22 protein-coding genes are annotated in these 23,724 nt (G+C 59.0%); 18 read left to right on the forward strand and 4 right to left on the reverse strand.

The annotated features are described in order from the left end of the window. Nucleotides 1–114 precede the first annotated feature (114 nt). Together clpS and clpA are read left to right on the forward strand one after the other, a co-directional pair. Nucleotides 115–468, forward strand: a complete 354-nt coding sequence (gene clpS / locus PY649_RS06685; RefSeq protein WP_028755011.1) for an ATP-dependent Clp protease adapter ClpS — start codon at nucleotides 115–117, stop codon at nucleotides 466–468. A gap of 10 nt (nucleotides 469–478) precedes the next feature. After that, nucleotides 479–3,004, forward strand: coding sequence for an ATP-dependent Clp protease ATP-binding subunit ClpA (gene clpA, locus PY649_RS06690; protein ID WP_285867416.1), 2,526 nt, complete (start codon nucleotides 479–481; stop codon nucleotides 3,002–3,004). A 122-nt stretch (nucleotides 3,005–3,126) separates the two neighbouring features. Here clpA and PY649_RS06695 read toward each other — a convergent pair whose 3' ends face one another. The 4 genes from PY649_RS06695 to PY649_RS06710 form a co-directional block, all read right to left on the reverse strand. Further along, the gene (locus PY649_RS06695) at nucleotides 3,127–3,555 is read right to left on the reverse strand and encodes an HIT family protein (RefSeq protein WP_285867417.1); all 429 of its coding nucleotides are present in this window, start codon (nucleotides 3,553–3,555) and stop codon (nucleotides 3,127–3,129) included. A gap of 146 nt (nucleotides 3,556–3,701) precedes the next feature. Then, entirely contained in the window at nucleotides 3,702–4,889 is a 1,188-nt protein-coding gene (locus PY649_RS06700; RefSeq protein ID WP_285867419.1) for a GNAT family N-acetyltransferase, read from the reverse strand. 109 nt (nucleotides 4,890–4,998) lie between these two features. Continuing rightward, nucleotides 4,999–5,718, reverse strand: coding sequence for a glycerophosphodiester phosphodiesterase (locus PY649_RS06705; RefSeq protein ID WP_285867420.1), 720 nt, complete (start codon nucleotides 5,716–5,718; stop codon nucleotides 4,999–5,001). Beyond that, the gene (locus PY649_RS06710; RefSeq protein WP_285867421.1) at nucleotides 5,718–6,185 is read right to left on the reverse strand and encodes a RidA family protein; all 468 of its coding nucleotides are present in this window, start codon (nucleotides 6,183–6,185) and stop codon (nucleotides 5,718–5,720) included. Before PY649_RS06710 ends, PY649_RS06705 begins: the two co-directional genes overlap by 1 nt. A gap of 138 nt (nucleotides 6,186–6,323) precedes the next feature. Between PY649_RS06710 and PY649_RS06715 the strand changes: the two genes are divergently transcribed. The 16 genes from PY649_RS06715 to lpxA all read left to right on the forward strand — a co-directional run bounded on the left by PY649_RS06715 (nucleotide 6,324) and on the right by lpxA (nucleotide 23,724). Further along, on the forward strand, nucleotides 6,324–7,151 hold the full coding sequence (locus PY649_RS06715) for a cell envelope integrity EipB family protein (RefSeq protein WP_285867422.1): 828 nt from the start codon (nucleotides 6,324–6,326) through the stop codon (nucleotides 7,149–7,151). Nucleotides 7,152–7,373: 222 nt separating this feature from the next. Continuing rightward, nucleotides 7,374–8,453 carry a toxic anion resistance protein gene (locus PY649_RS06720; RefSeq protein ID WP_285867423.1) on the forward strand — a complete coding sequence of 360 codons (1,080 nt, stop codon included), beginning with the start codon at nucleotides 7,374–7,376 and terminating at the stop codon, nucleotides 8,451–8,453. 5 nt (nucleotides 8,454–8,458) lie between these two features. Continuing rightward, nucleotides 8,459–10,030 (forward strand): substrate-binding domain-containing protein, encoded by a 1,572-nt coding sequence (locus PY649_RS06725; RefSeq protein ID WP_285867552.1) that lies wholly within the window; start codon nucleotides 8,459–8,461, stop codon nucleotides 10,028–10,030. 7 nt (nucleotides 10,031–10,037) lie between these two features. Next, nucleotides 10,038–10,655 (forward strand): 5-bromo-4-chloroindolyl phosphate hydrolysis family protein, encoded by a 618-nt coding sequence (locus PY649_RS06730; protein WP_285867424.1) that lies wholly within the window; start codon nucleotides 10,038–10,040, stop codon nucleotides 10,653–10,655. Then, nucleotides 10,655–11,761 (forward strand): substrate-binding domain-containing protein, encoded by a 1,107-nt coding sequence (locus PY649_RS06735; RefSeq protein WP_285867425.1) that lies wholly within the window; start codon nucleotides 10,655–10,657, stop codon nucleotides 11,759–11,761. Before PY649_RS06730 ends, PY649_RS06735 begins: the two co-directional genes overlap by 1 nt. A 189-nt stretch (nucleotides 11,762–11,950) precedes the next feature. Continuing rightward, entirely contained in the window at nucleotides 11,951–12,718 is a 768-nt protein-coding gene (rpsB, locus tag PY649_RS06740) for a 30S ribosomal protein S2 (protein ID WP_285867427.1), read from the forward strand. 273 nt (nucleotides 12,719–12,991) lie between these two features. Further along, nucleotides 12,992–13,918: a translation elongation factor Ts gene (gene tsf, locus PY649_RS06745; RefSeq protein WP_285867429.1), complete on the forward strand. Its 927-nt coding sequence runs from the start codon at nucleotides 12,992–12,994 to the stop codon at nucleotides 13,916–13,918. 156 nt (nucleotides 13,919–14,074) lie between these two features. After that, complete coding sequence (gene pyrH / locus PY649_RS06750) at nucleotides 14,075–14,794, forward strand: UMP kinase (RefSeq protein WP_285867430.1); 720 nt, start codon at nucleotides 14,075–14,077, stop codon at nucleotides 14,792–14,794. 56 nt (nucleotides 14,795–14,850) lie between these two features. After that, nucleotides 14,851–15,411 (forward strand): ribosome recycling factor, encoded by a 561-nt coding sequence (frr, locus tag PY649_RS06755; RefSeq protein WP_120704081.1) that lies wholly within the window; start codon nucleotides 14,851–14,853, stop codon nucleotides 15,409–15,411. A 106-nt stretch (nucleotides 15,412–15,517) separates the two neighbouring features. Beyond that, nucleotides 15,518–16,264 (forward strand): isoprenyl transferase, encoded by a 747-nt coding sequence (locus PY649_RS06760; RefSeq protein WP_285867433.1) that lies wholly within the window; start codon nucleotides 15,518–15,520, stop codon nucleotides 16,262–16,264. Further along, on the forward strand, nucleotides 16,264–17,097 hold the full coding sequence (locus PY649_RS06765; protein WP_285867435.1) for a phosphatidate cytidylyltransferase: 834 nt from the start codon (nucleotides 16,264–16,266) through the stop codon (nucleotides 17,095–17,097). The genes PY649_RS06760 and PY649_RS06765 overlap by 1 nt, the downstream gene beginning before the upstream one ends. A 24-nt stretch (nucleotides 17,098–17,121) precedes the next feature. After that, nucleotides 17,122–18,795, forward strand: a complete 1,674-nt coding sequence (gene rseP / locus PY649_RS06770; protein ID WP_285867437.1) for an RIP metalloprotease RseP — start codon at nucleotides 17,122–17,124, stop codon at nucleotides 18,793–18,795. Between the two features lie 199 nt (nucleotides 18,796–18,994). After that, nucleotides 18,995–21,328, forward strand: a complete 2,334-nt coding sequence (gene bamA / locus PY649_RS06775) for an outer membrane protein assembly factor BamA (RefSeq protein WP_285867439.1) — start codon at nucleotides 18,995–18,997, stop codon at nucleotides 21,326–21,328. Nucleotides 21,329–21,378: 50 nt separating this feature from the next. Continuing rightward, on the forward strand, nucleotides 21,379–22,446 hold the full coding sequence (gene lpxD / locus PY649_RS06780) for a UDP-3-O-(3-hydroxymyristoyl)glucosamine N-acyltransferase (RefSeq protein ID WP_285867441.1): 1,068 nt from the start codon (nucleotides 21,379–21,381) through the stop codon (nucleotides 22,444–22,446). Then, nucleotides 22,439–22,912, forward strand: a complete 474-nt coding sequence (gene fabZ / locus PY649_RS06785) for a 3-hydroxyacyl-ACP dehydratase FabZ (protein ID WP_285867442.1) — start codon at nucleotides 22,439–22,441, stop codon at nucleotides 22,910–22,912. The genes lpxD and fabZ overlap by 8 nt, the downstream gene beginning before the upstream one ends. Further along, a complete protein-coding gene (gene lpxA, locus PY649_RS06790) occupies nucleotides 22,909–23,724 on the forward strand; it encodes an acyl-ACP--UDP-N-acetylglucosamine O-acyltransferase (RefSeq protein ID WP_285867444.1) in 816 nt (271 codons plus the stop codon). Before fabZ ends, lpxA begins: the two co-directional genes overlap by 4 nt.

Genomic DNA, 23,724 nt, shown 5'->3' on the forward strand with positions numbered 1-23,724 from the left:
CAATATGAACTAAGTTAGGGGTTCGGATATCCGGCCCGACAGAGTCAGTACCCAATCCAGTTTGCCAAGTCGGAATGCGATAGCTTCTGCCGGATGATTTGAGGAATGAATGAAATGATCGCTGAGCCGATCCGGATGCAAAACGACAGCGAAAGGAACGGGGACAACGGAAATCGCGGGACCTCGGTGATCACGCGCACCAAGCCCAAAACCAAGAAACCCAACCTCTACCGCGTGCTACTATTGAACGACGACTACACGCCCATGGAATTTGTGATCCATATCCTGGAGCGTTTCTTCCAAAAGGATCGAGAAAGTGCCACTCGCATTATGCTTCACGTCCACAATCACGGCGTCGGCGAATGCGGGATATATACATATGAAGTAGCTGAAACGAAGGTGAGCCAGGTGATGGATTTTGCCCGGCAGCACCAGCATCCGCTGCAATGTGTTATGGAAAAGAAGTGAGGATCTGAACGTGCCAACATTTTCGCCTAGTCTTGAGAAGGCGCTGCATCAGGCACTGACCTACGCGAACGAGCGGCATCACGAATATGCCACGCTGGAACATCTGCTATTGGCTCTGGTGGACGACGCCGATGCCGCAGCTGTCATGGGCGCGTGCAATGTTGATCTCGACGCGCTCCGTAAGACGCTGACTGAATACGTCGATAATGAACTTTCAAATTTGATCACTGGTTATGACGAGGACTCGAAGCCCACATCCGGCTTCCAGCGCGTCATCCAGCGTGCCGTTATCCATGTCCAATCCTCAGGCCGCGAGGAAGTGACAGGTGCCAACGTTCTCGTCGCGATCTTTGCGGAACGGGAAAGCCATGCGGCCTTTTTCCTGCAAGAACAGGAAATGACCCGCTACGATGCGGTCAACTACATCTCTCACGGCATCGGCAAGCGCCCGGGTTCCTCCCAGACCCGCACGCCGCGCGGCGCCGAGGATAGTGAAGCTGAAAGCAAGCCCACCTCCCGCGGCGAGCAGGAAGAGGGCAACAACAAGAAGCAGCAGGATGCGCTGAAGGCCTACTGCGTCAACCTCAACGAGAAGGCCAAGAGCGGCAAGATCGATCCGTTGATCGGCCGCAATTCGGAGGTCAGCCGCACCATCCAAGTGCTGTGCCGCCGTTCGAAGAACAATCCGCTCTATGTCGGCGACCCTGGCGTCGGCAAGACCGCGATTGCTGAAGGTCTGGCCAAGCGCATCGTCGAGGGCAAGGTTCCCGAAGCTTTGGCCGACGCAACGATCTTTTCGCTCGACATGGGCACGCTGCTGGCCGGCACCCGTTATCGCGGCGATTTCGAAGAGCGCCTGAAGCAGGTCGTAAAGGAACTCGAAGAGTATCCGGGCGCCGTGTTGTTCATCGATGAGATCCATACAGTCATCGGCGCCGGCGCAACATCCGGCGGCGCGATGGATGCGTCGAACCTGCTGAAGCCGGCTCTTTCCTCGGGTGCGATCCGTTGCATCGGTTCGACCACCTATAAGGAATATCGTCAGTTCTTCGAGAAGGACCGGGCTCTGGTCCGCCGCTTCCAGAAGATCGACGTCAACGAGCCGAGCATCGAAGATGCCATCGAAATCATGAAGGGCCTGAAGCCCTATTTCGAAGAGTATCATCACCTGCGCTACTCGAACGACGCCATCAAGACGGCGGTCGAGCTGTCGGCTCGTTACATTTCCGACCGCAAGCTGCCGGACAAGGCGATCGACGTGATCGACGAAACGGGTGCCGCGCAAATGCTGCTGCCGCCGTCGAAGCGTCGTAAGCTGATCACCGAAAAGGAGATCGAGGCAACGATCGCCACGATGGCTCGTATTCCGCCGAAGACGGTGTCCAAGGACGACGAGATGGTTCTTGCCAATCTCGAGCAGGAGCTGCGTTCGGTGGTTTACGGCCAGGATACGGCCATCGAAGCTCTGTCGACTTCGATCAAGCTCGCCCGTGCGGGTCTGCGCGAACCGAACAAGCCGATCGGCTGCTACGTCTTCTCCGGCCCGACCGGCGTCGGCAAGACGGAAGTCGCCAAGCAGCTTGCTTCCTCGCTCGGCGTCGAGCTGCTGCGGTTCGATATGTCGGAATATATGGAGCGTCACACGGTTTCCCGTCTGCTCGGCGCACCTCCCGGCTATGTCGGCTTCGACCAGGGCGGCCTGCTGACCGACGGCGTCGACCAGCATCCGCATAGCGTCGTGCTGCTCGACGAAATCGAGAAGGCGCATCCGGATATCTTCAATATCCTGTTGCAGGTCATGGACCATGGTGCACTGACCGACCACAACGGCAAGAAGATCGACTTCCGCAACGTCATTCTGATCATGACGACCAATGCGGGCGCATCGGAAATGGTCAAGGCTGCTATCGGCTTCGGCTCGTCCAAGCGTACGGGCGAGGATGAAGAGGCTCTTAACCGGCTCTTCACTCCGGAATTCCGCAACCGTCTGGATGCGACCATTCCGTTTGCCGCGCTGCCGACGGCGGTTATCCACAAGGTCGTGCAGAAGTTCATCATGCAGCTTGAGGCCCAGCTTTCCGAACGGAACGTTACCTTCGACCTGCACGAGGACGCGATCGCTTGGCTGTCCGAGAAGGGTTACGACGAAAAGATGGGCGCCCGTCCGCTGGCGCGCGTCATTCAGGAAAACATCAAGAAGCCGCTGGCGAACGAAATCCTCTTCGGCAAGCTGAAGAAGGGCGGCGTCGTCAAGGTCACCGTCGGCAAGAAGGAAGACGGCACGACCGGCATCCTGCTCGACTCCATGGCCGATACCGCGCCGATCCGGCCGAAGCCGGAAGCAGAAGTGGTCGACGCCGTGGTTGAGGTGGACGAGGATGACGGTGATACCGTCAAGACCAGAAGCCGCGTCGGCAAGGCCGGCACCGCCTCCGACGCCCGCCGCTCGACGAAGACGCCGTCTGCCGGCAACGACGAGCAGGAAGGCAAGTCGCCGCGCAAGGGCAGCACGGTGCCGAAGGTGCCGCGCAAGTAACCGGCGACTGATCGCCTGAGAAAATAAAACGGCTGCATTGGCGACAATGCAGCCGTTTTCATATGTTTATGAGTTGTATCTCATAAAGAGAATTAGGAAGGTCGGCGCCTTCCCGGTTCGAATCAGCGCAGAAACTCGATGATCTTCTTGGCATTCTCGGCCAATATCGCGCCATCTTCCATCCTGCCTGCATGTGGCTTCAGAGCGATGCCCTCGTGGCGTGGGATGACATGGAAATGCAGGTGGAATATCGTCTGGCCCGCGGCCGGCTCGTTGAACTGGGCGATATAGACGCCGTCCGCATCGAAAGCCTCCTGAATCGCGACAGCGACTTTCTGGACGGCCGTGATCAGATGCGGCAGGACGCTCGGATCCGCATCGAGAATGTTGCGCGAAGGTAATTTCGGCAGCACCAGCGTATGGCCCGGCGCTTGCGGCATGACATCCATGATAGCGACGGTGTGCTCATCCTCGTAGACAGGATAGGACGGGATCTCGCCTTTCAGGATCTTCGCGAAAATATTGTTGGCGTCATAGGCGGGGCTGGTCATCCAGGGTCTCCTCGTCTTCCGATTATAGTTCTCCAGAGCAGCTAGAGCACCGTGCGTTCATTTGAACGCACAAAGGTGGCTCCAATCTTTGGAATCTAGAGCATCTTGTCCGCCTGCAGGGTGATTCCGCCTGAACGCGGGATGCTCTAGATATCTTGCCGCTCGCCTTTGCGGAAGGGGCTGTGCTCGGTCAGGATCTCGCTCATCTCCTCCACTTGCGCGCGCTCGTGCTTGAGGTAGTCGGCAACGGCGCGACGCAAACCCTGATGACCGATATAGTGCGCCGAATGCGTAATGACCGGCAGATAGCCGCGCGCAAGTTTATGTTCGCCTTGCGCGCCGGCTTCGACCCGCTTCAACCCCTTAGCCAGCGCGAAATCGATCGCCTGATGATAACAGACTTCGAAGTGCAGGAAGGGATGATCTTCGATACAGCCCCAATGCCTGCCATAGAGCGTTTCGCCGCCGATGAAGTTGATGGCGCCGGCGATGTAGCGGCCCTCGCGCTTCGCCATGACCAGCAGGACATCATCGGCCATCCGCTCGCCGATCAGCGAGTAGAATTTGCGGGTAAGGTAAGGCCGGCCCCATTTGCGGCTGCCGGTGTCCATATAGAAGGTGAAGAACTGATCCCAGACGCGCTCGGTGAGGTCGCCGCCGGTCAGCCAGTCGATGCTGATGCCGTTTTCGAGAGCGGCGCGGCGCTCCTTTTTCAGCGCCTTGCGCTTGCGCGACGCCAGCGTTTCCAGGAAGGCATCATGATCGGCATAGCCCTCGTTGATGAAGTGGAACTGCTGGTCGGTACGGTGCAGATAGCCGTCGCCTTCGAAGACACCAATCTCGTCATCCGGCAGAAAGGTGATGTGGGCAGACGAGACGCCAAGCTGCCGCGTCACTTCCTTCAGGCTTTCGGCCAGGGCCGGCTGAATCTTCTTGCGATCCCAGCCCTCGGCAACAAGCAAGCGCGGACCGGTCGCAGGCGTGAAGGGAATGGAACATTGCAGCTTCGGGTAATAGCGGCCGCCGGCGCGTTCGAAAGCATCTGCCCAGCCATGATCGAAGACATATTCGCCCTGGCTATGGTTCTTGAGATAGCCGGGAACTGCGCCGATCAATTCGCCGCTGTCGGTTTCGAGCAGCAGGTGATTGCCGAGCCAGCCGGTTTTGTCGGTGGCGGAGCCGGACTCCTCCAGCGACGACAGGAAGGCATGCGAGACGAAGGGGTTGTAAGGCCGCACCGTACCCGCCCTCGACGCCCCGGCGAGCTTGGACCAGCTCTCCGGGGCGATGTTCTTGAAGGAACGTTCTACGCGAATGGATAATTCGTCTGTCATGAAATGAGGGAAGGGCTCTCACTACTGCGTCGTGCGTCCAATTGGAAGCGCAAAGAGCGCAGAAGAATTTTAAGTTTGCGCATAAGCCTCTCCTTAAATCGACCCCGATTTAAGGGGTTATGCGCGGATCAAAACCTTCGAAGGTCATCTGGTCAGCGTTGGCAAATGTTTGTTTGCGGGCCGCTTCGTCGCGCACGGTCCAGGTGATGACCGGTATACCGCGCTGGCGTTGCGCCGTGATGAACGGGTTTGGCAGGTGGCCATAGAAATACGAAATGAAGTCTAGCCCAAGCTGCATGGCTTCGTCATGCTGAAAAAATGTCTCAGGCTCATTTCCGTCTGCTGTCAGGCCGACCGGGTAGGGTGCGTCAAGTGCCTTCAGGTCCTTGAGCAGCCAGTGATCGAAGCTCATCAGCGCCACGTGACCCTTATAGCCTTCCAGCACTTCGAGCACGGATTCCGCAAAGCCCTCATCGTCGCCCTCGCGTCCCTTGAGCTCCAGCACCAGCGGCACCTTGCCGTCGCAGAGCTTGAGGAGCTGTTTCAGCGTCGGTATCTTGTCCTTGGTGCCGCCGACCGAGAGCAGGCCGAGCTCGGCCGAAGTGCGGTCGCGAAGCTCGCCGGGAAGATTGCAGACGCGTTGCAGATCGTCGTCATGAAAGACGACCGGAACGCCGTCGGCGGCATAATGCAGATCGCATTCGATGGAAAAGCCCGCTTCGATTGCGCGCCCAAAGGCCGACAGCGTGTTTTCCCAAACCTGCTTGTTCATGTCGTGATAGCCGCGATGCGCGACAGGACGTTCGGTAAGCCAGTCAATCTTGCTCATTATGCAATTTCCATGATGGCATCGACCTCGACGGCGGCATTCAGCGGCAGCGCTGCCATGCCGACAGCGGCGCGCGCATGCTTGCCAGCGTCGCCGAGTACATTTGCCAGAAGATTGGAGGCGCCGTTAATCACAAGATGTTGTTCGACGAATTCGGGCATGGAAGCGACGAAGCCGTTCAGCTTTACGAGGCGCTTGATGCGGCCGAGATCCCCGCCCAAGGCGGCCTTTGCTTGAGCGAGGATATTGATGGCGCAAAGTTCGGCAGCACGTTGGCCGCCGGCGACGTCGACATCCTTGCCGAGATGGCCGGTGACGGCGATCCTGCCATTTTCCATGGGCAACTGCCCGGACAGATAAAGAAGATTGCCGCTGATGACATAGGGTACATAGTTGGCGGCCGGCGCGGCGGCCTGAGGCAGGACGATGCCAAGCTCTTTCAGACGGCCTTCGATAGCGTCGGACATTTTCATCTCCCGTTTTGTTGTAAAATCTTTAAAAATCCGGCATCAAGGCCAAATTCCCGTGATTGGGGGGTCGGCAGCCTCGTTTTTAGCCGAATGCGTTCTTATAACATCACGTGCGAGTCCAACAGGAGATAATGAATGTTCCGCTCGAGTCTTGCCGCCGTTGTTGTTTCGAGTTTGGGCGTCGCGTCTCTGGGCGCATCCGCTGCCCAAGCGGCCGGTCCGAGTGGGTTGATTGCCCATCGCGCCGTCTACGATCTCGAACTGAAGGACGCCTCGGATCGTTCCGGCATTGCCGGCATGTTCGGCCGCATGGTCTACGAGTTTGATGGCTCGGATTGCACCGGCTTCACCACCAATTTCCGTTTCGTCACGCGGATCGATACTGGCGATTCAACGCGTGTCAGCGACCAGCAGACGACCACGTTCGAAGATCTCGCCAAGCGGGTTTTCCGCTTCGAAACCAAGTCCTACACCGACGATCAGCTCGACAAGGATGTGCGTGGTGCGGCGGCGGACGATCAGAAGGGCATCAAGGTCAATCTGAGCCAGCCGCGAGCCAAGCAGGTCGAACTCATCCAGAGCCGCTTTCCGACGGAGCACATGCTCGACATCATCCATAACGCCAAGCTGGGCAAGAATTTCTTCGAGGCCGAGGTTTTCGACGGCTCCGACGATGGCGACAAGTCGTTGATCGCAACGACCGTCGTCGGCAAACAGGCGACGCCCACCACCGACGATCCCGATGCGGACAAGGCCGGCGCCTTCGCCAAGACGCCCTACTGGCCGGTGACCGTCGCCTATTTCAACGACAAGTCCAAGGGCGACGCCATTCCGGTCTACCGCATGTCGTTCAAGCTCTATGAAAACGGCATTACCCGCGACCTCACCATGGACTACGGTGATTTCGTGCTGACCGGCAAGCTCTCCAAGCTTGAAGTGCTCGACACCAAGGCCTGCCAATAGCCTTTGTGTGGGCTGAACCCACAAAGCAAATTCTCCGTCATAAAACCGTGTCCGAAGTTTCACTATTCTGTGAAGCATTCGGCACGCGATGAATGAGTCTCATATCCCGCTGTGCCCATCTGGAATTGTAGCGGGCCGTGCGGGCCGCGTCGTTTGTCATCGGAATAATCGGCAGGCGTTCCGCAGACAGGTCCTGTGTTGATAGACGAGAAAGCACGACCTATGGCCAATACTGATCTCGCTCCTACCTCCAACGCTGCTTTGCCGGTTGTCACCGCCGATCCGGCAGAAATCGCCCGGATCGGCGACACCATCGATCTGACCGATCGTGCCGGCATTTCCGTCTATGGCGACCGCGCCCAGCAGTCTGTCTCGGACTATTCTGACAGGATTCTCCGCGAGGTCCGCAATCGGGATCTCGGCGAAGTCGGCAAGTTGCTGACCGACATCATCATTAAGTCGAAGAAGCTCGACCCGGCATCGCTGAAGGATGAGGGCTTTCTTTCCAAGATGTTCTCGTCGTTCAAGGCGAGGCTGGAACGCTTCAAGGAGGAGTTCGAGGATGTGGCCAGTCAGATCGACCGCATCGGCCTCGAGCTCGACCGGCATAAGGATACGCTACGCCGCGACATCGCTCTTCTCGACGATCTCCATGAGGAGACGAAGCAGTCCATCCTGCAGCTCGACGCTTATGTCCAGGCGGGCAAAACCTTCGCCGAGCATTATCGCAGCGTCGAACTTCCGAAACTGAAAAGTGCCGCCGACGCCGCCGCGGCCAATCCCGGCGGTGGCATGCTGGAGGCGCAGACCTATCAGGACAGCGTGCAAGCCCTCGACCGGCTCGAGAAGCGGGTGTTCTACCTGCAGCAGGCGCGCCAGCTCGGCATTCAGCAATTGCCACAGATCCGCATCGTGCAGTCAGGCGACGAGACGCTGATCGAGAACCTGCAGGCGACGTCGGCACTGACCGTACCGGCGTGGAAGCAGAAGATGGTGATTCTGCTGGGGCTGTCCCGGCAGAAATCGGCGCTTGAGCTGCAGAAGACCGTCACCGACGCTACCAATGACATGATCCGCCAGGCATCCGAGATGATGAAGGATCAGGCGATCGCCATCGAACAGCAGTCGCAACGCGGCATCGTCGATATCGATACGCTCGCTGCCGCCAACCGTGACCTAATCGATACGATCAACGGTGTCCTCAAGGTGCAGGAGGAGGGCCGCAGGAAGCGGGCTGAAGCCGAGCAGCAAATGGAGAAAATGACCGTCGAACTCAAGAAGGCGATGATCGAGGCACGATGAGCGGCATGATGATCCGCACATTTCTCACCAGCCTGGCGCTGACGGCGGCTCTTGCCCTCACAGGCTGCAATTCTGGCGCGGGACCGAAGTTTTCGATCGTCTCCGGCTCGGAAAATACCGTTATCCAGCCGATCGTCGAAGAGTTCTGCAAACAGAAAGGCGCGACCTGCAGCTTCACCTATGAAGGTACGCTGGATATCGGGCTGGCGTTGCAGAGCGACAAAGGTATCGAGCAGGACGCCGTCTGGCCGGCATCGAGCGTCTGGGTCGATATGTTCGATACCAAACGGCGCGTGAAGTCGCTGACATCGATCGCGCAGATGCCGGTCATTCTCGGCGTGCGCAAGTCCAAGGCCGAGGCGCTCGGCTGGGTCGGCAAGCCGGTCTATATGAAAGACATATTGGCAGCGGTGAAGAGCGGCTCGCTGAGGTTTCTCATGACCTCGGCAACCCAGTCCAATTCAGGTGCCAGCGCCTATCTCGCCATGCTTTCAAGCGCGCTCGGTAACAAGCCTGTCGTCGAGCCGGGTGATCTCGACAAGCCTGACGTCCAGGGCACCGTCAAGGCATTGCTTGCCGGCGTCGAACGTTCGTCGGGTTCCTCCGGCTGGCTTGCGGATCTCTACACGGATTCCGCCAGCAAGGGCACGCTGTACGACGCCATGTGGAATTACGAGGCGGTGCTGAAGGAAACCAATGACAAGCTCATCGGCATGGGCAAGGAGCCGCTTTACGCGATCTATCCGGCCGACGGCGTGGCGATTGCGGATTCGCCGATCGGCTTTGTCGATCACGGACGCGGGCCAGAGGTCGAGACCTTTTTCAACGAGCTCGTCGCCTATCTGCGTTCCGCACCCGTGCAGAAGGGCATCGCCGATACCGGCCGGCGCATTCCGTTGGGAGGTGTAGCGGCCAAAGCCGATCTGAATTGGAATTTCGATCCGACCCAGCTGGTGACAGCGATCCGCATGCCCGAGCCGGCCGTGATTCGCCAGGCACTCGATCTCTATCAGAGCGCGTTGCGTAAGCCGTCGCTGACCGCCCTCTGCCTCGATTTTTCCGGCTCGATGGAGGGCAAGGGCGAAACGCAATTGCAGGCGGCCATGCAGTTTCTGTTCAACCCGGATGAAACCGGCAGGGTATTGGCGCAATGGACGCCGGCGGATCGCATCATGGTCGTTCCTTTCGACAGCCGCGTGCGAACGACCCTTCTGGCAACGGGCGACCCGGCGCAACAGAAGAGCCTTGTGGACAAGGTGTCGCTGCAGCATGCCGGCGGCGGCACCGATATGTATGCCTGCGCAAGCAGGGCGCTTGGCCGCATGAAGGATACCCCAAACCTGCCATCCTATTTGCCCGCGATCGTCATCATGACAGACGGAAAATCCGAGGATGCGAGCCGCGAATTCCTTGACGAGTGGAGGGCTACCAATCCGCATGTGCCGGTTTTCGGCATCACCTTTGGCGATGCCGACAAGACACAACTCGATGCCCTGGCCAAAGCGACATCGGCGCGCGTATTCGATGGCAGGGATGATCTCGTCAGCGCGTTCCGCGCGGTGCGTGGTTATAACTAGGACAGCAATGCGAAACCGGTTCGGCAATGACTGGAATTGGATCGCGGCGGGGCTCGCCGCCGCGATCGTGGTTCCCGTCTTGAGCTTCTTTGCCGGGATGCCGTTGTGGATCGCGGCCGTCATCGGCCTGCTCGTCTTTGCGGGCCTTGTCTTCGCCCTGTCGCCGCGCCGGCTTTTCGAAGGCCTGGACGCCAAAGCGATTGGCAGGGGACGTCTAGATTTCGCGCGCGATCTTTTGACGGCGGCCAAGCCGGCGGCACAGAGGCTGGAAGCCGCGGCGGATCACATCGCCAATAAGGAGACCGCAAAGCGGGTGCGGCATCTCGCCGAAATCGCCGCCGACGTCTTCGCCAAGGTGGAGGCGAGCCCGGAAAGTGCCGGGACGGTGCGGCGATTCCTCAGCTATTACCTGCCGCGCGCGACCGAAGTCGCCGAGGGTTTCGCCACCCTCGAGGCCAAGCGCGTGCCCGACCAGAAACGGCTGCAGGAAGTCGATCTCGTCCTCTCCAAGCTCGAGGATGCCTTCGTGCACTATTCGGATAGCCTCGTCGACGACAGGCTCGACACGCTAGACACCGAGCTGCGCCTCATACAGGCCTCGCTCAAAGAGGATATCGGACGCTGATGGCCATCTCTCGCCGCGCCTTTGGGGTAGGACTACTTGCTGCCGGCGTCGCCGGCACCGGCGGTTATGTCGCCTTAAAAGACAGGCCGGAGCTCCAGGGACTGCTCGGTAACCGCACGAAGCTCTTCGGCTTCATCGGCGGTGAGAAGGAGGCGTTTCTGGCTGACAATGATGTCGCCGGCGCTCTGCACGGCTATGGGCTGGATGTAAACAGCCGCGTGGCCGGCTCCGTCGAGATGGTCCGCGAGCAGGCGCTTCTGTCGCAGGCTCCCGCTTTCCTCTGGCCGTCGTCCTCGATCATGGTCGATATCGCCCGGCAGAGCGGCGTCAAGATCCGCAACGACCGTGTAGTGCTGAACACGCCTGTTGTCGTCTATACCTGGCAGCCGGTGGTCGATGGGTTGATGAAAGCCGGGCTGGTCACAGTCACATCCACCGGACAGCATCAGCTTGATCTCAAGGCATTGCTCGACGCCGTTCTTGCGGGAACGAGCTGGTCCAAGCTAGGCGTCGACGCGCTCTACGGGCAGGCGCGCATCGTCTCGACCGATCCGAACCGCTCCAATTCCGGTTTCATGTTTGCGGGATTGGTCCTGAGTCTGTTTGCGGGCAACGTCGCAACTGCTTCCGGTCTCGCCCAATTCGGCGACAAAGCGCAGACTATCTTCCGCAATATGGGCTTCAAGTCGCCGTCTTCCGGCAAGCTTTTCGATCAGTATCTGGCCGGCGGCCTCGGCGGCGAACCGATGATCGTCGGCTACGAGAATCAGCTGGTCGAATGGATCATCGCCGATCCCGAACGATGGAAGCGTGTTCAATCGAGCTCCACCGCCAAGCCGGTCGTGCTCTACCCGCATCCGACTGTCTATTCCTCCCATCCCCTCATCGTCGTCGATGAGACCGCCAACCGGCTGATGGATGCGCTGACAAGCCCGAAGCTGCAGGAACTGGCCTGGACCAAGCACGGCTTCCGTGGGCCGCTGGGCACGGCGACCGGCAATGCCGATGGCGCCATTGCGGGCCTCCTGCCGGCCGAGATCGACGCCGTGCTACCGATACCAGACGCCAACGTTATGCTGGCGCTGCTCGACAAGCTGGCGGCATGAGGGCAGGGGCCTGGCGTATTTTTTCCGCCTAAGCCTTGCATTCTCGATAAATCGAATGTATGGGCAGCCGCATTCCACACGTAAGGCATGGGATTGTCCGGGAGAAATCCGGATCGTTCCGCCCGGTGGCATCTTCGAAGAGGATGCTGTTCGCCTTGCGGAGGTTCAACCGGAAAAGGAGTCAAAGGCATGGCATTGCCTGATTTTTCTATGCGCCAGCTTCTCGAAGCAGGCGTTCACTTCGGCCACCAGACGCATCGCTGGAACCCGAAGATGAAGCCGTACATCTTCGGCGATCGTAATAACATCCACATCATCGACCTCGCTCAAACCGTTCCGATGCTGAGCCGCGCTCTGCAGGTTGTCAGCGACACCGTTGCCCGTGGCGGCCGCGTTCTGTTCGTCGGCACCAAGCGCCAGGCGTCCGAACTGATCGCCGACAGCGCAAAGCGTTCGGCTCAGTACTACGTCAACGCCCGCTGGCTCGGCGGCATGATGACCAACTGGAAGACGATTTCGAATTCCATCCAGCGTCTGCGCAAGCTCGACGAGATCCTCAACGGCGACGCCCAGGGCTTCACCAAGAAGGAACGTCTGAACCTTGAGCGCGAGCGCGAAAAGCTGGACAAGGCTCTCGGCGGTATCCGCGATATGGGCGGCACCCCTGACCTGATGTTCATCATCGACACCAACAAGGAAAAGATCGCGATCGACGAAGCCAAGCGCCTCGGCATCCCGGTCGTCGCCATCATCGACTCGAACTGCGATCCGGACCTGATCGATTACCCGATCCCGGGCAACGACGACGCCTCGCGCGCCATCGCCCTCTACTGCGACCTGATCTCGCGCGCCGCCATCGACGGCATCGCTCGCCAGCAGAGCGCATCCGGCCGCGACCTCGGCGCTTCCATCGAAGCTCCGATCGAGGAGACTCTGGCGGACGGCACCGAAGCCTGATCGCGCCCCGCGGCGGACAGACCTTTGTCCGCCCGAGCGTAATGAAATCCGGGATAAGGCCGTTTGCGACCTCAACGAGTTCGAGCGGCCTTATCGCGTTTTACATAACGCCTTGCCTGGGCGGTAAATCCAGGCATGTTCCAATCAAGAATTCCACAGTATGACGCAGCTTCATAACGCTGTCATACTTACGGGTACATTTCGTCCCTCAAATCGGTGCCGCTTCGGCTCAAAACCGCATGCCGCACCGTATGAACCGACAAGAGGAAGCTTATGACCGAGATTACGGCTGCACTGGTGAAGGAACTGCGCGAAAAGTCTGGCGCAGGCATGATGGACTGCAAGAAGGCGCTGACCGAAACCAACGGCGATATCGAAGCCGCGATCGACTGGCTGCGCGCTAAGGGCATCTCCAAGGCCGACAAGAAGTCCGGCCGCACCGCCGCTGAAGGCTTGGTCGCCATTGCCGGCGCCGGTCACAAGGCCGTTGTCGTCGAGCTCAACTCCGAAACCGACTTTGTTGCCCGTAACGATGCCTTCCAGGACCTCGCTCGCGGCATTGCCGAAGTTGCGTTGTCCACCGATGGCACGGTCGAAGCCATTTCGGCTGCGACCTATCCCGCATCCGGCAAGCCGGTCGCTGACACCATCAAGGACGCGATCGCAACCATCGGCGAGAACATGACGCTTCGTCGTGCGGCCAAGCTGGAAGTCGAGCACGGCGTCGTGGCGACCTACATCCACAACGCTGCCGGCGACGGTATCGGCAAGCTTGGCGTTCTGGTCGCCCTGAAGTCGGTCGGTGACAAGGCCGTTCTGACGTCGATCGGTCGCCAGGTTGCCATGCACATTGCTGCTACCAACCCGCTGGCTATCCGCGCCGAAGAAGTCGATGCCGCAGTCGCCGAGCGCGAACGCAACGTCTTCATCGAGCAGTCCCGCGAATCCGGCAAGCCGGAAGCCATCATCGAAAAGATGGTGGAAGGCCGCATGCGCAAGTTCTTCGAGGAAGTCGCTCTTCTCTCGCAGGCGTTCGTCATCAACCCGGACCTGACGGTCGCTGCTGCCATCAAGGAAGCTGAAAAGACCGCCGGCGCGCCGATCGAAATCACCGGCATGGCCCGTCTGCTCCTCGGCGAAGGCATCGAGAAGGAAGAGACTGACTTCGCTGCCGAAGTTGCTGCCGTCGCCAAGGGCTGATCGGCGAAATCATTTCGCCTGTTGACGAAACGAATCCATATCCCAGATAGGTGAAACCATATCAGGGGAAACCCGTGGGCATCGCGTGACAACGCGGTGCCCTTCGTGTATCCGGCATTCACAATTAATCCCCCGCGATCACTTCAAGGAGCCACGATGTCCCAGCCGATCTACAAGCGCGTTTTGCTCAAGGCCTCCGGCGAAGCTCTGATGGGCAGCCAAGGGTTCGGTATCGACGTTACCGTCGCTGACCGGATTGCATCCGATATTGCTGAAGCGCGCGAAATGGGTGTCGAGGTCGGCGTCGTCGTCGGCGGCGGCAATATCTTCCGCGGCGTCGCCGTGGCCTCCAAGGGTGGAGACCGCGTGACCGGCGACCATATGGGCATGCTCGGGACCATCATCAACGCGCTGGCACTCGCCACGTCGCTGCGCAAGCTGGACATCGATACGGTGGTGCTCTCGGCCATTTCCATGCCGGAAATTTGCGAGAGCTTTTCGCAGCGCGCCACGCTTTACCACCTCTCGCTTGGCCGTGTGGTGATCTTCGCCGGCGGCACCGGCAATCCCTTCTTCACCACCGATTCCGCGGCAGCGCTGCGCGCCGCCGAAATGGGCGCCGAGGCAATCTTCAAGGGCACGCAGGTCGATGGCATCTATTCCGCCGACCCGAAGAAGTTCCCCGACGCCGAGCGTTTCGAACATCTGACCCATAGCCAGGTGCTGGAAAAGGGATTGGCCGTCATGGATGTGGCCGCTGTGGCACTCGCGCGGGAAAATTCAATTCCAATCATCGTCTTTTCAATTCATGAAAAAGGCGGCTTCGCGGAAATCTTGACCGGCGGCGGCCGTAAGACCATCGTATCAGACAACTGACGTTCCGGTGGCACCGGCTCCGCCCGGCGCCGCCTACTACATGGGAGTATAAGCACATGAGTGAAGGCACCGACCTCAAGGAACTGAAGCGCCGCATGGACGGCGCCATTGCGGCATTCAAGAGCGACATCGCCTCGCTGCGTACAGGACGAGCATCCGCCAACATTCTCGATCCGGTAACGGTTGAAGCCTATGGCTCGCGTATGCCGCTGAACCAGGTCGCCAACATCACCGTGCCCGAGCCGCGCATGCTGACGGTCTCCGTCTGGGACAAGGCGATGGTCGGGGCCGTGGAGCGGTCGATCCGCGAATCCAATCTCGGCCTCAATCCGATCGTCGATGGTCAAAATCTGCGCATCCCGTTGCCGGAACTCAACGAAGAGCGCCGGCGTTCGCTGGTCAAGGTCGCTCATGAATATGCCGAGAAGGCGAAGGTGGCGATTCGCCATGTCCGCCGTGATGGCATGGACGGTCTCAAAAAGGCCGAAAAGGACGGTGTAATCGGTCAGGACGAAAGCCGTGCCCAGTCCGAGCGTGTACAGAAGATGACGGACGACACGATTTCCGACATCGACCGCTTGCTTGCCGAGAAAGAAAAGGAAATCATGCAGGTCTGATTGCACGCTAGAGCATCCCGCTTTCGATCAGGAAGCATTGAAAGCGGCGAGGGTGCGCTAGATTTATAAGCCTAGAGCATTTCCTGCCGAACGAAACCGGATCCATATGTCAGCTCCCACCTTCTCTGCGATACCCGATCACGTTGCCATCATCATGGATGGCAACGGGCGCTGGGCCAATGCGCGCGGCCTGCCGCGCACCATGGGTCACCGCAAGGGCGTAGAGGCTGTACGCGAGACGGTGAGGGCCGCCGGTGATGTCGGCGTAAAATACTTGACGCTCTTCGCTTTCTCCTCGGAGAACTGGCGCCGTCCCGAAACGGAGGTAAGCGACCTTCTTGGTCTGCTGAAAGCCTTCATCCGGCGAGACCTTGCGGAATTGCATCGCCAGAACGTCCGTATTCGGGTAATCGGCGATCGCTACAATCTACGCAGCGACATCCTGCCGTTGTTGATCGAGGCCGAAGAGACCACCAGGAACAATACCGCCCTGACGCTCGTTATCGCCTTCAATTACGGCTCGCGCGACGAGATCGCCCGCGCCGTCGTCAGTCTCGCCAAGGATGTCGAAGCCGGGCGACTGCGCGCGCAGGATATCCGTCCCGAATTGATCGATGCTCGGCTCGACACCGCCGGAATACCCGATCCTGATCTCATCATCAGGACCAGCGGTGAGGAGCGGCTGTCGAACTTTCTGCTTTGGCAGGCCGCCTACTCGGAATTCATGTTCATGCCGGAATATTGGCCGGACTTCAGCCGCGATCTTTTCTTCTCCGCGCTGGAGAAATATGCCGCGCGCGACCGGCGCTTTGGCGGTCTTTCCGCCAAGCAGGCCGCTGCCGTGGGGTCCTGATGAGCCGTGAACTCAGGCTGCGCATTATTTCCGGCATCATTCTTGCCGGGGTTGTTCTGGCTGCCACGTGGTATGGCGGCCTGAGTTTTCGCATCCTGGCGGCGGCGATCGGTCTGCTTGTCTATTACGAATGGTCGACGATAACCGATCTGCACGGCCGCGATCCGCAGGGCAATGCGCTCGGCTGGCTCGCCCTGGTTCTGATAGCCGGCGCGACTCTGATGGGAGAATCGGTCTATTCCCTCGAGGTATTGATCATCTTCGTTGCAATCGCGGCCGTCATGGTTGCCATGCGACACAAAAGTTGGTGGCTGCCTGGCGGAATATTCTATGCTGGATTGACGGCCATAGCCCTTGCCGAGATTCGTGACGACGATTTGCGCGGCTTCGTGCTGATGCTGTTCATCTTCGCCACGGTTTGGGCGACGGATATTTTCGCCTATTTCGTCGGCCGCGCCATCGGAGGACCGAAGCTTGCGCCGCGCATATCACCCGGCAAGACCTGGTCGGGTGCGATCGGTGGCGCTGTCGCCGCCGTTATCGCCGGGACGGCGGTCGTCTGGAGTTTTTTTTCCGCGGATGGTTTATGGATTCCTGTGCTCGCGCTTGTGCTGTCAATCTGCAGCCAGATCGGCGATTTATTCGAGTCTTTCATCAAACGCAGTTTCGGAGTTAAAGACTCCAGTCACCTGATTCCCGGTCATGGCGGCGTCATGGATCGGGTCGATGGACTAATTTTTGCTTGTTTTGCGGCGTTTTTGTTGGCTATCGTAATATCGCTGACAATGAGCGGCGAGACCATGTCATTGGGCGGCGTGCTGCTCGGTGTCTGAAATCAACGCGAACAGGATCGTTGTATGGGTAGCGCGGCAGGCATCATCGGCTTCTTGACGAACAACGTCATCACGTTTGTTTTCGTGCTGTCATTGCTCGTCTTTGTACATGAGATGGGCCATTATCTGGTCGGGCGTTGGTCCGGCATCCGTATCATGGCCTTTTCGCTCGGATTCGGTCCGGAAATCGCCGGCTTTACCGATCGCCATGGCACCCGCTGGAAACTGTCGATCATTCCCCTTGGCGGTTATGTCCGTTTCTTTGGCGATGAGGACGCATCGAGCAAGACCGATGTCGATCAACTCTCCGCTATGACGGAGGAGGAGCGCGCCCGGTCCTTCGCCGGTGCCAAGCTCTGGAAGCGGGCCGCGACCGTCGCGGCCGGTCCGATCGCCAATTTCATTCTCGCCATCGCAATCTTTGCCGTGCTCTTCAGCGTCTATGGCCGCACGGTCGCCGATCCGGTTGTCGCCATGGTCACGCGCGACGGCGCAGCCGCTGAAGCGGGGATTGAACCCGGTGACCGACTCGTCGCCATCGACGGCACGAAAGTGACGACTTTCGACGAAGTGCAGCGCTATGTCGGTCTGCGGCCCGGCCGCAATATCGTGCTGACCGTCGAACGCGACGGTCAGAAGCGCGATTTCGGTATTGTGCCGAAACTCGTGGAAGACACCGATCAGTTCGGCAACAAAATGGAGATGGGCCGCATTGGTATCGCGCTCGTCGACCCGTTGGTGACGGCGGTCGCGCCGAGTGGACCGGCTGCCCAGGCGGGCGTGCAGGCCGGCGACCGTCTGATTGCCGTCGACGGCAATAATGTCGCGACCTACTACGACATCGCCCGCTATATCGCCGATCGCCCCGGCAAGAGCCTTGTCTTGACCGTCGAGCGCAACGGCCAGTCGCGCGATATCCCGATCGTGCCGGAAACCCGGGCAGCAACGGACGCTTCCGGAAACAAAAAGGATGTCGGTAGCATCGGCATTTCGCCGGTGGACCCGCTAGTCGCTTCGATCGCGCCGGGCAGCCCGGCCGAAGAAGCGGGTATCATGATTGGCGACCGCATTCTGTCCGTGGATGGGCGGGCGATCGAGGCCATCGGTGAGGTGCAGCGTTATGTCGCGTCCCGTACGGACAAGGCCGTGACGCTGTCCGTCGAGCGCGGCGGCAAGACGCTCGACGTCCAGGTGGTGCCGAGGAAGGCGGAAGAACCCGATGCCTTCGGCAAGCAGATGGAGATCAGCAGCATCGGTATCACCGACGGCCAGAAGCCGATCAAACTCCGTTATGAGACATACGGTCCGCTCCAGGCGCTGGGCGAAGGCGTCAAGCAGACCGGCAGTATTGTTTCCGGCACCTTCGAATACCTTGGCAACGTCATCGGCGGCTATATGAAAGCGGATCAGCTTGGAGGCCCTATCCGGGTCGCACAGCTTTCCGGGCAGATGGCAACCTTGGGTTTTTCGGCGGTGCTGCAGTTCGCCGCCATACTTTCTGTTTCCATTGGGTTATTAAATTTGATGCCGGTGCCGGTACTTGATGGCGGGCACTTGATGTTCTATGCGATTGAAGCCGTAAGGGGAAAACCGCTGGGTGCGCGGGCACAGGATATCGCCTTCCGAATTGGTTTTGCGATGGTGCTGTCACTCATGGTGTTTGCGACATGGAACGACATCAGCTCCAGGATAGGCTGATGGGGCATTGAAGAGGAAATTACGATTTATTTACGATGTTTCAAAGCTGTAGTGGCGAATGAGCCACGGTTTGAAATGAAGTAAACAGAAATTAACGTGCTCCCTTGCTTGTATGTCAAAAGCGGGTAAAACGACACACGTGGCCGGAATCGGGTTCGCCCGGGGCTGGGGACGACTGATAAAAAGGTAAGAAGTTAAGATGAAGGCTGGTTCAAGATTTTTGAACGCAGTATCGGCGGTAGCGCTGTCTGCTGGTGTTGTTGCGTCGGGCGCTGGTGTTATCACCCTTGCTTCTGCATCAGTCGCAGAAGCCGCTGTCATACAGAAGATCGATGTCAGGGGAGCTGAGCGCGTTGGTGCGGAAGCTGTCCGTGACAATATCACGATCAAGCCTGGCAAGAGCTTCTCGCCCTCCGATATCGATAGTTCGGTAAAGCAGCTCTATGCCACGGGATACTTCTCCGATGTGCATGTGACCGTCTCTGGCAGCACGCTGGTCATTTCGGTCAAGGAAAACCTGCTGATCAACGCGGTGGTCTTCAACGGCAACCACAAGATCAAGGACGACAAGCTGCAGGGCATCGTCCAGACGCGTGCCGCTGGCCCTTATAGCGAAAGCCAGATCCAGGCCGATATCAAGACCATCAAGGACGCTTACGCCGCGATCGGTCGTAACGAAGTCCAGGTGACGACGCAGACCGTTCCGGTCGCTGAGGGGCGCATCAACGTGGCCTTCGTCATCAACGAAGGTGATCGCACCAAGATCGACAAGATCAATTTCACGGGCAATCAGGCTTACAGCAGCGGTCGTCTGGCTTCGGTGATCAGCACCAAGAAGACGAACTTCATGTCGTTCCTGACCCGTAAGGACGTCTACAGCCCTGAGCGCCAGCAAGCCGACCAGGATGCGCTGCGTCAGTTCTATTACAATCACGGTTATGCCGATTTCCGCATCGTCAGCGCTGATGCGACGTTGAACGAGCAGACCAACGAATACACGCTGAACTTCAACGTCGATGAAGGTCCGCGCTACACCTATGGCGACATCAACGTCGTTTCGACGGTTGAGGGCATCAATGCGGATGACCTGAAGAGCCTGGTCATCACGCACAAGGGTGATGTCTACAGCGCCAAGGACATCCAGGCCTCGATCGAAAACATTTCGAAGCGCGTTGCGTCTGCCGGCTATCCGTTTGCCCACATCACGCCGCGCGGCAACCGTGACCTGGCAGGCCACACGATCGGGATCGAATATCTGGTTGACCAGGGTGAACGCGCCTATGTCGAGCGCATCGAGATCCGTGGCAACACCCGCACGCGTGATTACGTCATTCGCCGCGAGTTCGACCTCAATGAAGGCGACGCCTTCAACCAGGAAATGATTACCCGCGCCAAGCGCCGTCTCGACGCGCTCGGCTACTTCACGAAGGTCGATATCACCACGGCCCCGGGCAGCGCTCCGGACCGCGTTGTCGTTATCGTCAACGTCGAAGATCAGCCGACCGGTTCGTTTGGTATCGGTGCCGGTTACGCTGTCGGCAACAATGGCGGTCTGCTGCTGGAAGCTTCGGTTGAAGAAAAGAACTTCCTCGGTCGTGGCCAGTACATCCGTATCGCCGCGGGTGCCGGTACACAGGGTAGCCGTACCTATAACATCTCGTTCACCGAGCCCTATTTCCTCGGCTATCGTCTGGCTGCCGGCTTCGACATCTTCAAGAACCAGACCTCGAGCGACGATTTCTACGATTATTCGGAAGAAGGCTTCTCGCTGCGCGTCACCGCGCCGATCACCGAGAACCTCGCGACGACGCTGCGCTACAACTATAAGCGCCTTTCGTACGACGGCACCGGCGATTGGCAGAATAATCTGTCTGCTCCCTATATCAATCTGGTGGAGAATAGCCCCTGGGTTCAGTCGACGGTTTCGCAGACCTTCACCTACAATACTCTGGACGACCAGAACCTGCCGCGTGAAGGTATCATCGCCAAGTTCACGCATGAATATGCTGGTCTGGGCGGCGACTCCGACTTCTACAAGCTGAGCGGCAAGGCTCGTTACTATAAGATGATTAGTGACGAAGCCGACATCATCGGCTCGCTGACGGTCGGTGCTGGTTACGTATTGCCGACGAACGGCAAGCTGAATGTCTTCGATCAGTTCACGATCGGCGGTCGCGAAATCCGCGGCTTCGAGAATGCTGGTATCGGTCCGCGTTCATCGCATGGCGACCCGCTCGGCGGTACGACCTACTTCACCGCGTCGGCAGAAGCGAGCATGCCGATGCCGGGCGTTCCGCAGGACATTGGTCTGCGTCTCGCAGCCTTTGCCGATGCAGGTACGCTCTATGGCAACAAAGCCGATCTCTTCGGTGACGTATTGCACGATAGCAGCGCGATCCGTGCCTCGCTGGGCGCGGGCGTGATCTGGGCGTCGCCCTTCGGCGTCATCCGTGTTGACTATGCTGTGCCGGTTCTCAAGCAAGACTTCGACAAGACTGAGAATTTCCGGTTTGGCATTGCCAACCAGTTCTGATATCGGCAGCCCAGAACTACACGCTTAACACCGTTCTGGAGCTGGTGCTTATGGAACATACTGGTTTTTTCCCGCCCCATGATGGCGTCAGCCTCCGTGCGCTGGCCGAGCATCTTGGGGCGGAGCTTGTTGATGAGGCCTTTGCGGGCGTCGTCATCAAGTCTATCGCTCCCGTGTACAGGGCTGGCGAAGGCGATGTTTGCTATATCCTTTCTCGGAAGAATCGGGCGGAACTGGAGACCTGTCGGGCTTCGGCGATCATTTGTCTGCCGGCGCTGAAATCTTTCGTTCCCGCGCATATACCGGTTCTCCTTTCCAAAAAGCCACATACGGATTTCGCGCTGGCCGGAGCCTTGCTGCATCCGCAAGCCATGCGCCCGCTAGCGCTCACGTCGACCCCGTCGCTGATTTCGCCGGCGGCCTTCATCGATCCGACCGCCAAGCTTGAAGCGGATGTCGGCGTCGAGCCTTGCGCAGTCATCGGAGCCGGTGTTGAGATCGGCGAGGGAACACGCATCGGAGCCGGCGCCATGATCGGACCGGGTGTCAAGATCGGGCGCAACTGCACGATCAGCGGTGGCGCCAGCGTGCTTTGCTCCTATCTCGGTAATGGCGTCATTATCCACAATGGCGCGCGTATCGGCCAGGACGGTTTTGGCTACGCGCCGGGGCCGCGGGGCATGGTGAAGATCGTGCAGATCGGCCGCGTCATCATTCAGGATAACGTCGAGATCGGCGCCAATACCACGATCGATCGCGGCACTATGGATGATACGGTCATCGGTGAAGGTACCAAGATCGACAATCAGGTGCAGATCGGACATAACGTCCGTATCGGCCGCCATTGCGCCATCGTCAGCCAGGTCGGCATAGCCGGCAGCACGGTGATCGGCGACGGTGTGCAGATCGGCGGCCAGGCTGGCCTGAATGGTCATATCCATATCGGCGACGGTGTGCAGATCGGCGCCAAAAGCGGCGTGATGAACAGCATTCCGGCGGGTGAGCGTTATGCGGGCCTTCCGGCACGGCCGTTGTGGGATTTTTTGAGAGAGTCGGCAGAGATCGCAAAACGGTCAGGAGCCAGGGATAAGAAGGACGGGAGTGCGGAGCATGACTGAAGAAGCCAAGACGTCGATGTCGACGGCCGACGTCATCGAAATCATGAAGCTTTTGCCGCATCGCTATCCTCTCCTGATGGTCGATAGGATCATCGAGATCGACAGCGATAATTCCGCGATCGGTATCAAGAACGTCACCGCGAACGAGCCGCAGTTTACCGGCCACTTCCCGGGATCGCCGATCATGCCGGGCGTTCTGCTGATCGAAGGCATGGCGCAGACGGCAGGCGCAATCTGCGCCCGCAAGGACGGAATCGGCGGCAATCTCGTCTACTTCATGACGATCGACAATGCCCGTTTCCGCAAGCCGGTCGTACCTGGCGACCGTGTTGAATTTCACGTCGCCAAGCTCAAGCAGCGCGGCACGATCTGGAAGTTCCACTGTGACGCGAAGGTCGATGGTTCGTTGGTTGCCGAGGCCGATATCGGCGCGATGATCGTACGGAAGGACCAAGAGCAGGCATGAGCAGCATCGCAAAAAGCGCGCGCATTCATAAGCTCGCGGTCGTCGAGGACGGAGCGGTCATCGGCGAGAACGTTGTCGTTGGCCCGTTCTGCCATGTCGGTCCAAAGGTCGTGTTGCATGATGCTGTCGAACTGCTGACGCATGCGGTCGTGGCTGGCCGGACAACGATCGGCAAGGGCACGAAGATATTCCCGATGGCGGTCGTCGGCGGCGATCCGCAGAGCGTGCATCACGGCGGCGAAGAGACAACGCTGGACGTCGGCGAGAATTGCACGATCCGCGAAGGAGTGACGATCAATACCGGCACGGCCGATTATGGCGGCAAGACCATCGTCGGCAACAACAATCTGTTCCTTGCAAATTCGCACGTTGCCCATGACTGCCGCGTCGGCAACAATGTCATCATGTCGAACAATGTCATGCTCGCGGGGCATGTCACCGTCGAAGACCGCGCCATCCTCGGCGGCGGCTGTGCGGTGCATCAATTCACACGCATCGGCCGGCAGGCTTTCATCGGCGGTCTCTCGGCTGCGAGCTATGATGTGATTCCCTACGGCATGCTGAACGGAAATCCGGGCGTGCTCTCGGGTCTCAACATTGTCGGTATGAGCCGCGCAGGAATTGAGCGCTCAGTCATCCATACGGTTCGCCGCGCCTACAAAAGCATCTTTGAAGGCGAAGGCTCGATCCGCGACAATGCGGCAGCGATCCGCGATGAATATGCCGATTGCAAGGAAGTGATGGAGATCCTCGATTTCATCGCCGCCGACAGCGATCGCGCGTTGTCGTCGCCCAATCGTGGCAAGAGCTGA

This window comes from Rhizobium mayense (genome assembly GCF_030272705.1).
GTDB classification, from domain to species: domain Bacteria; phylum Pseudomonadota; class Alphaproteobacteria; order Rhizobiales; family Rhizobiaceae; genus Rhizobium; species Rhizobium mayense.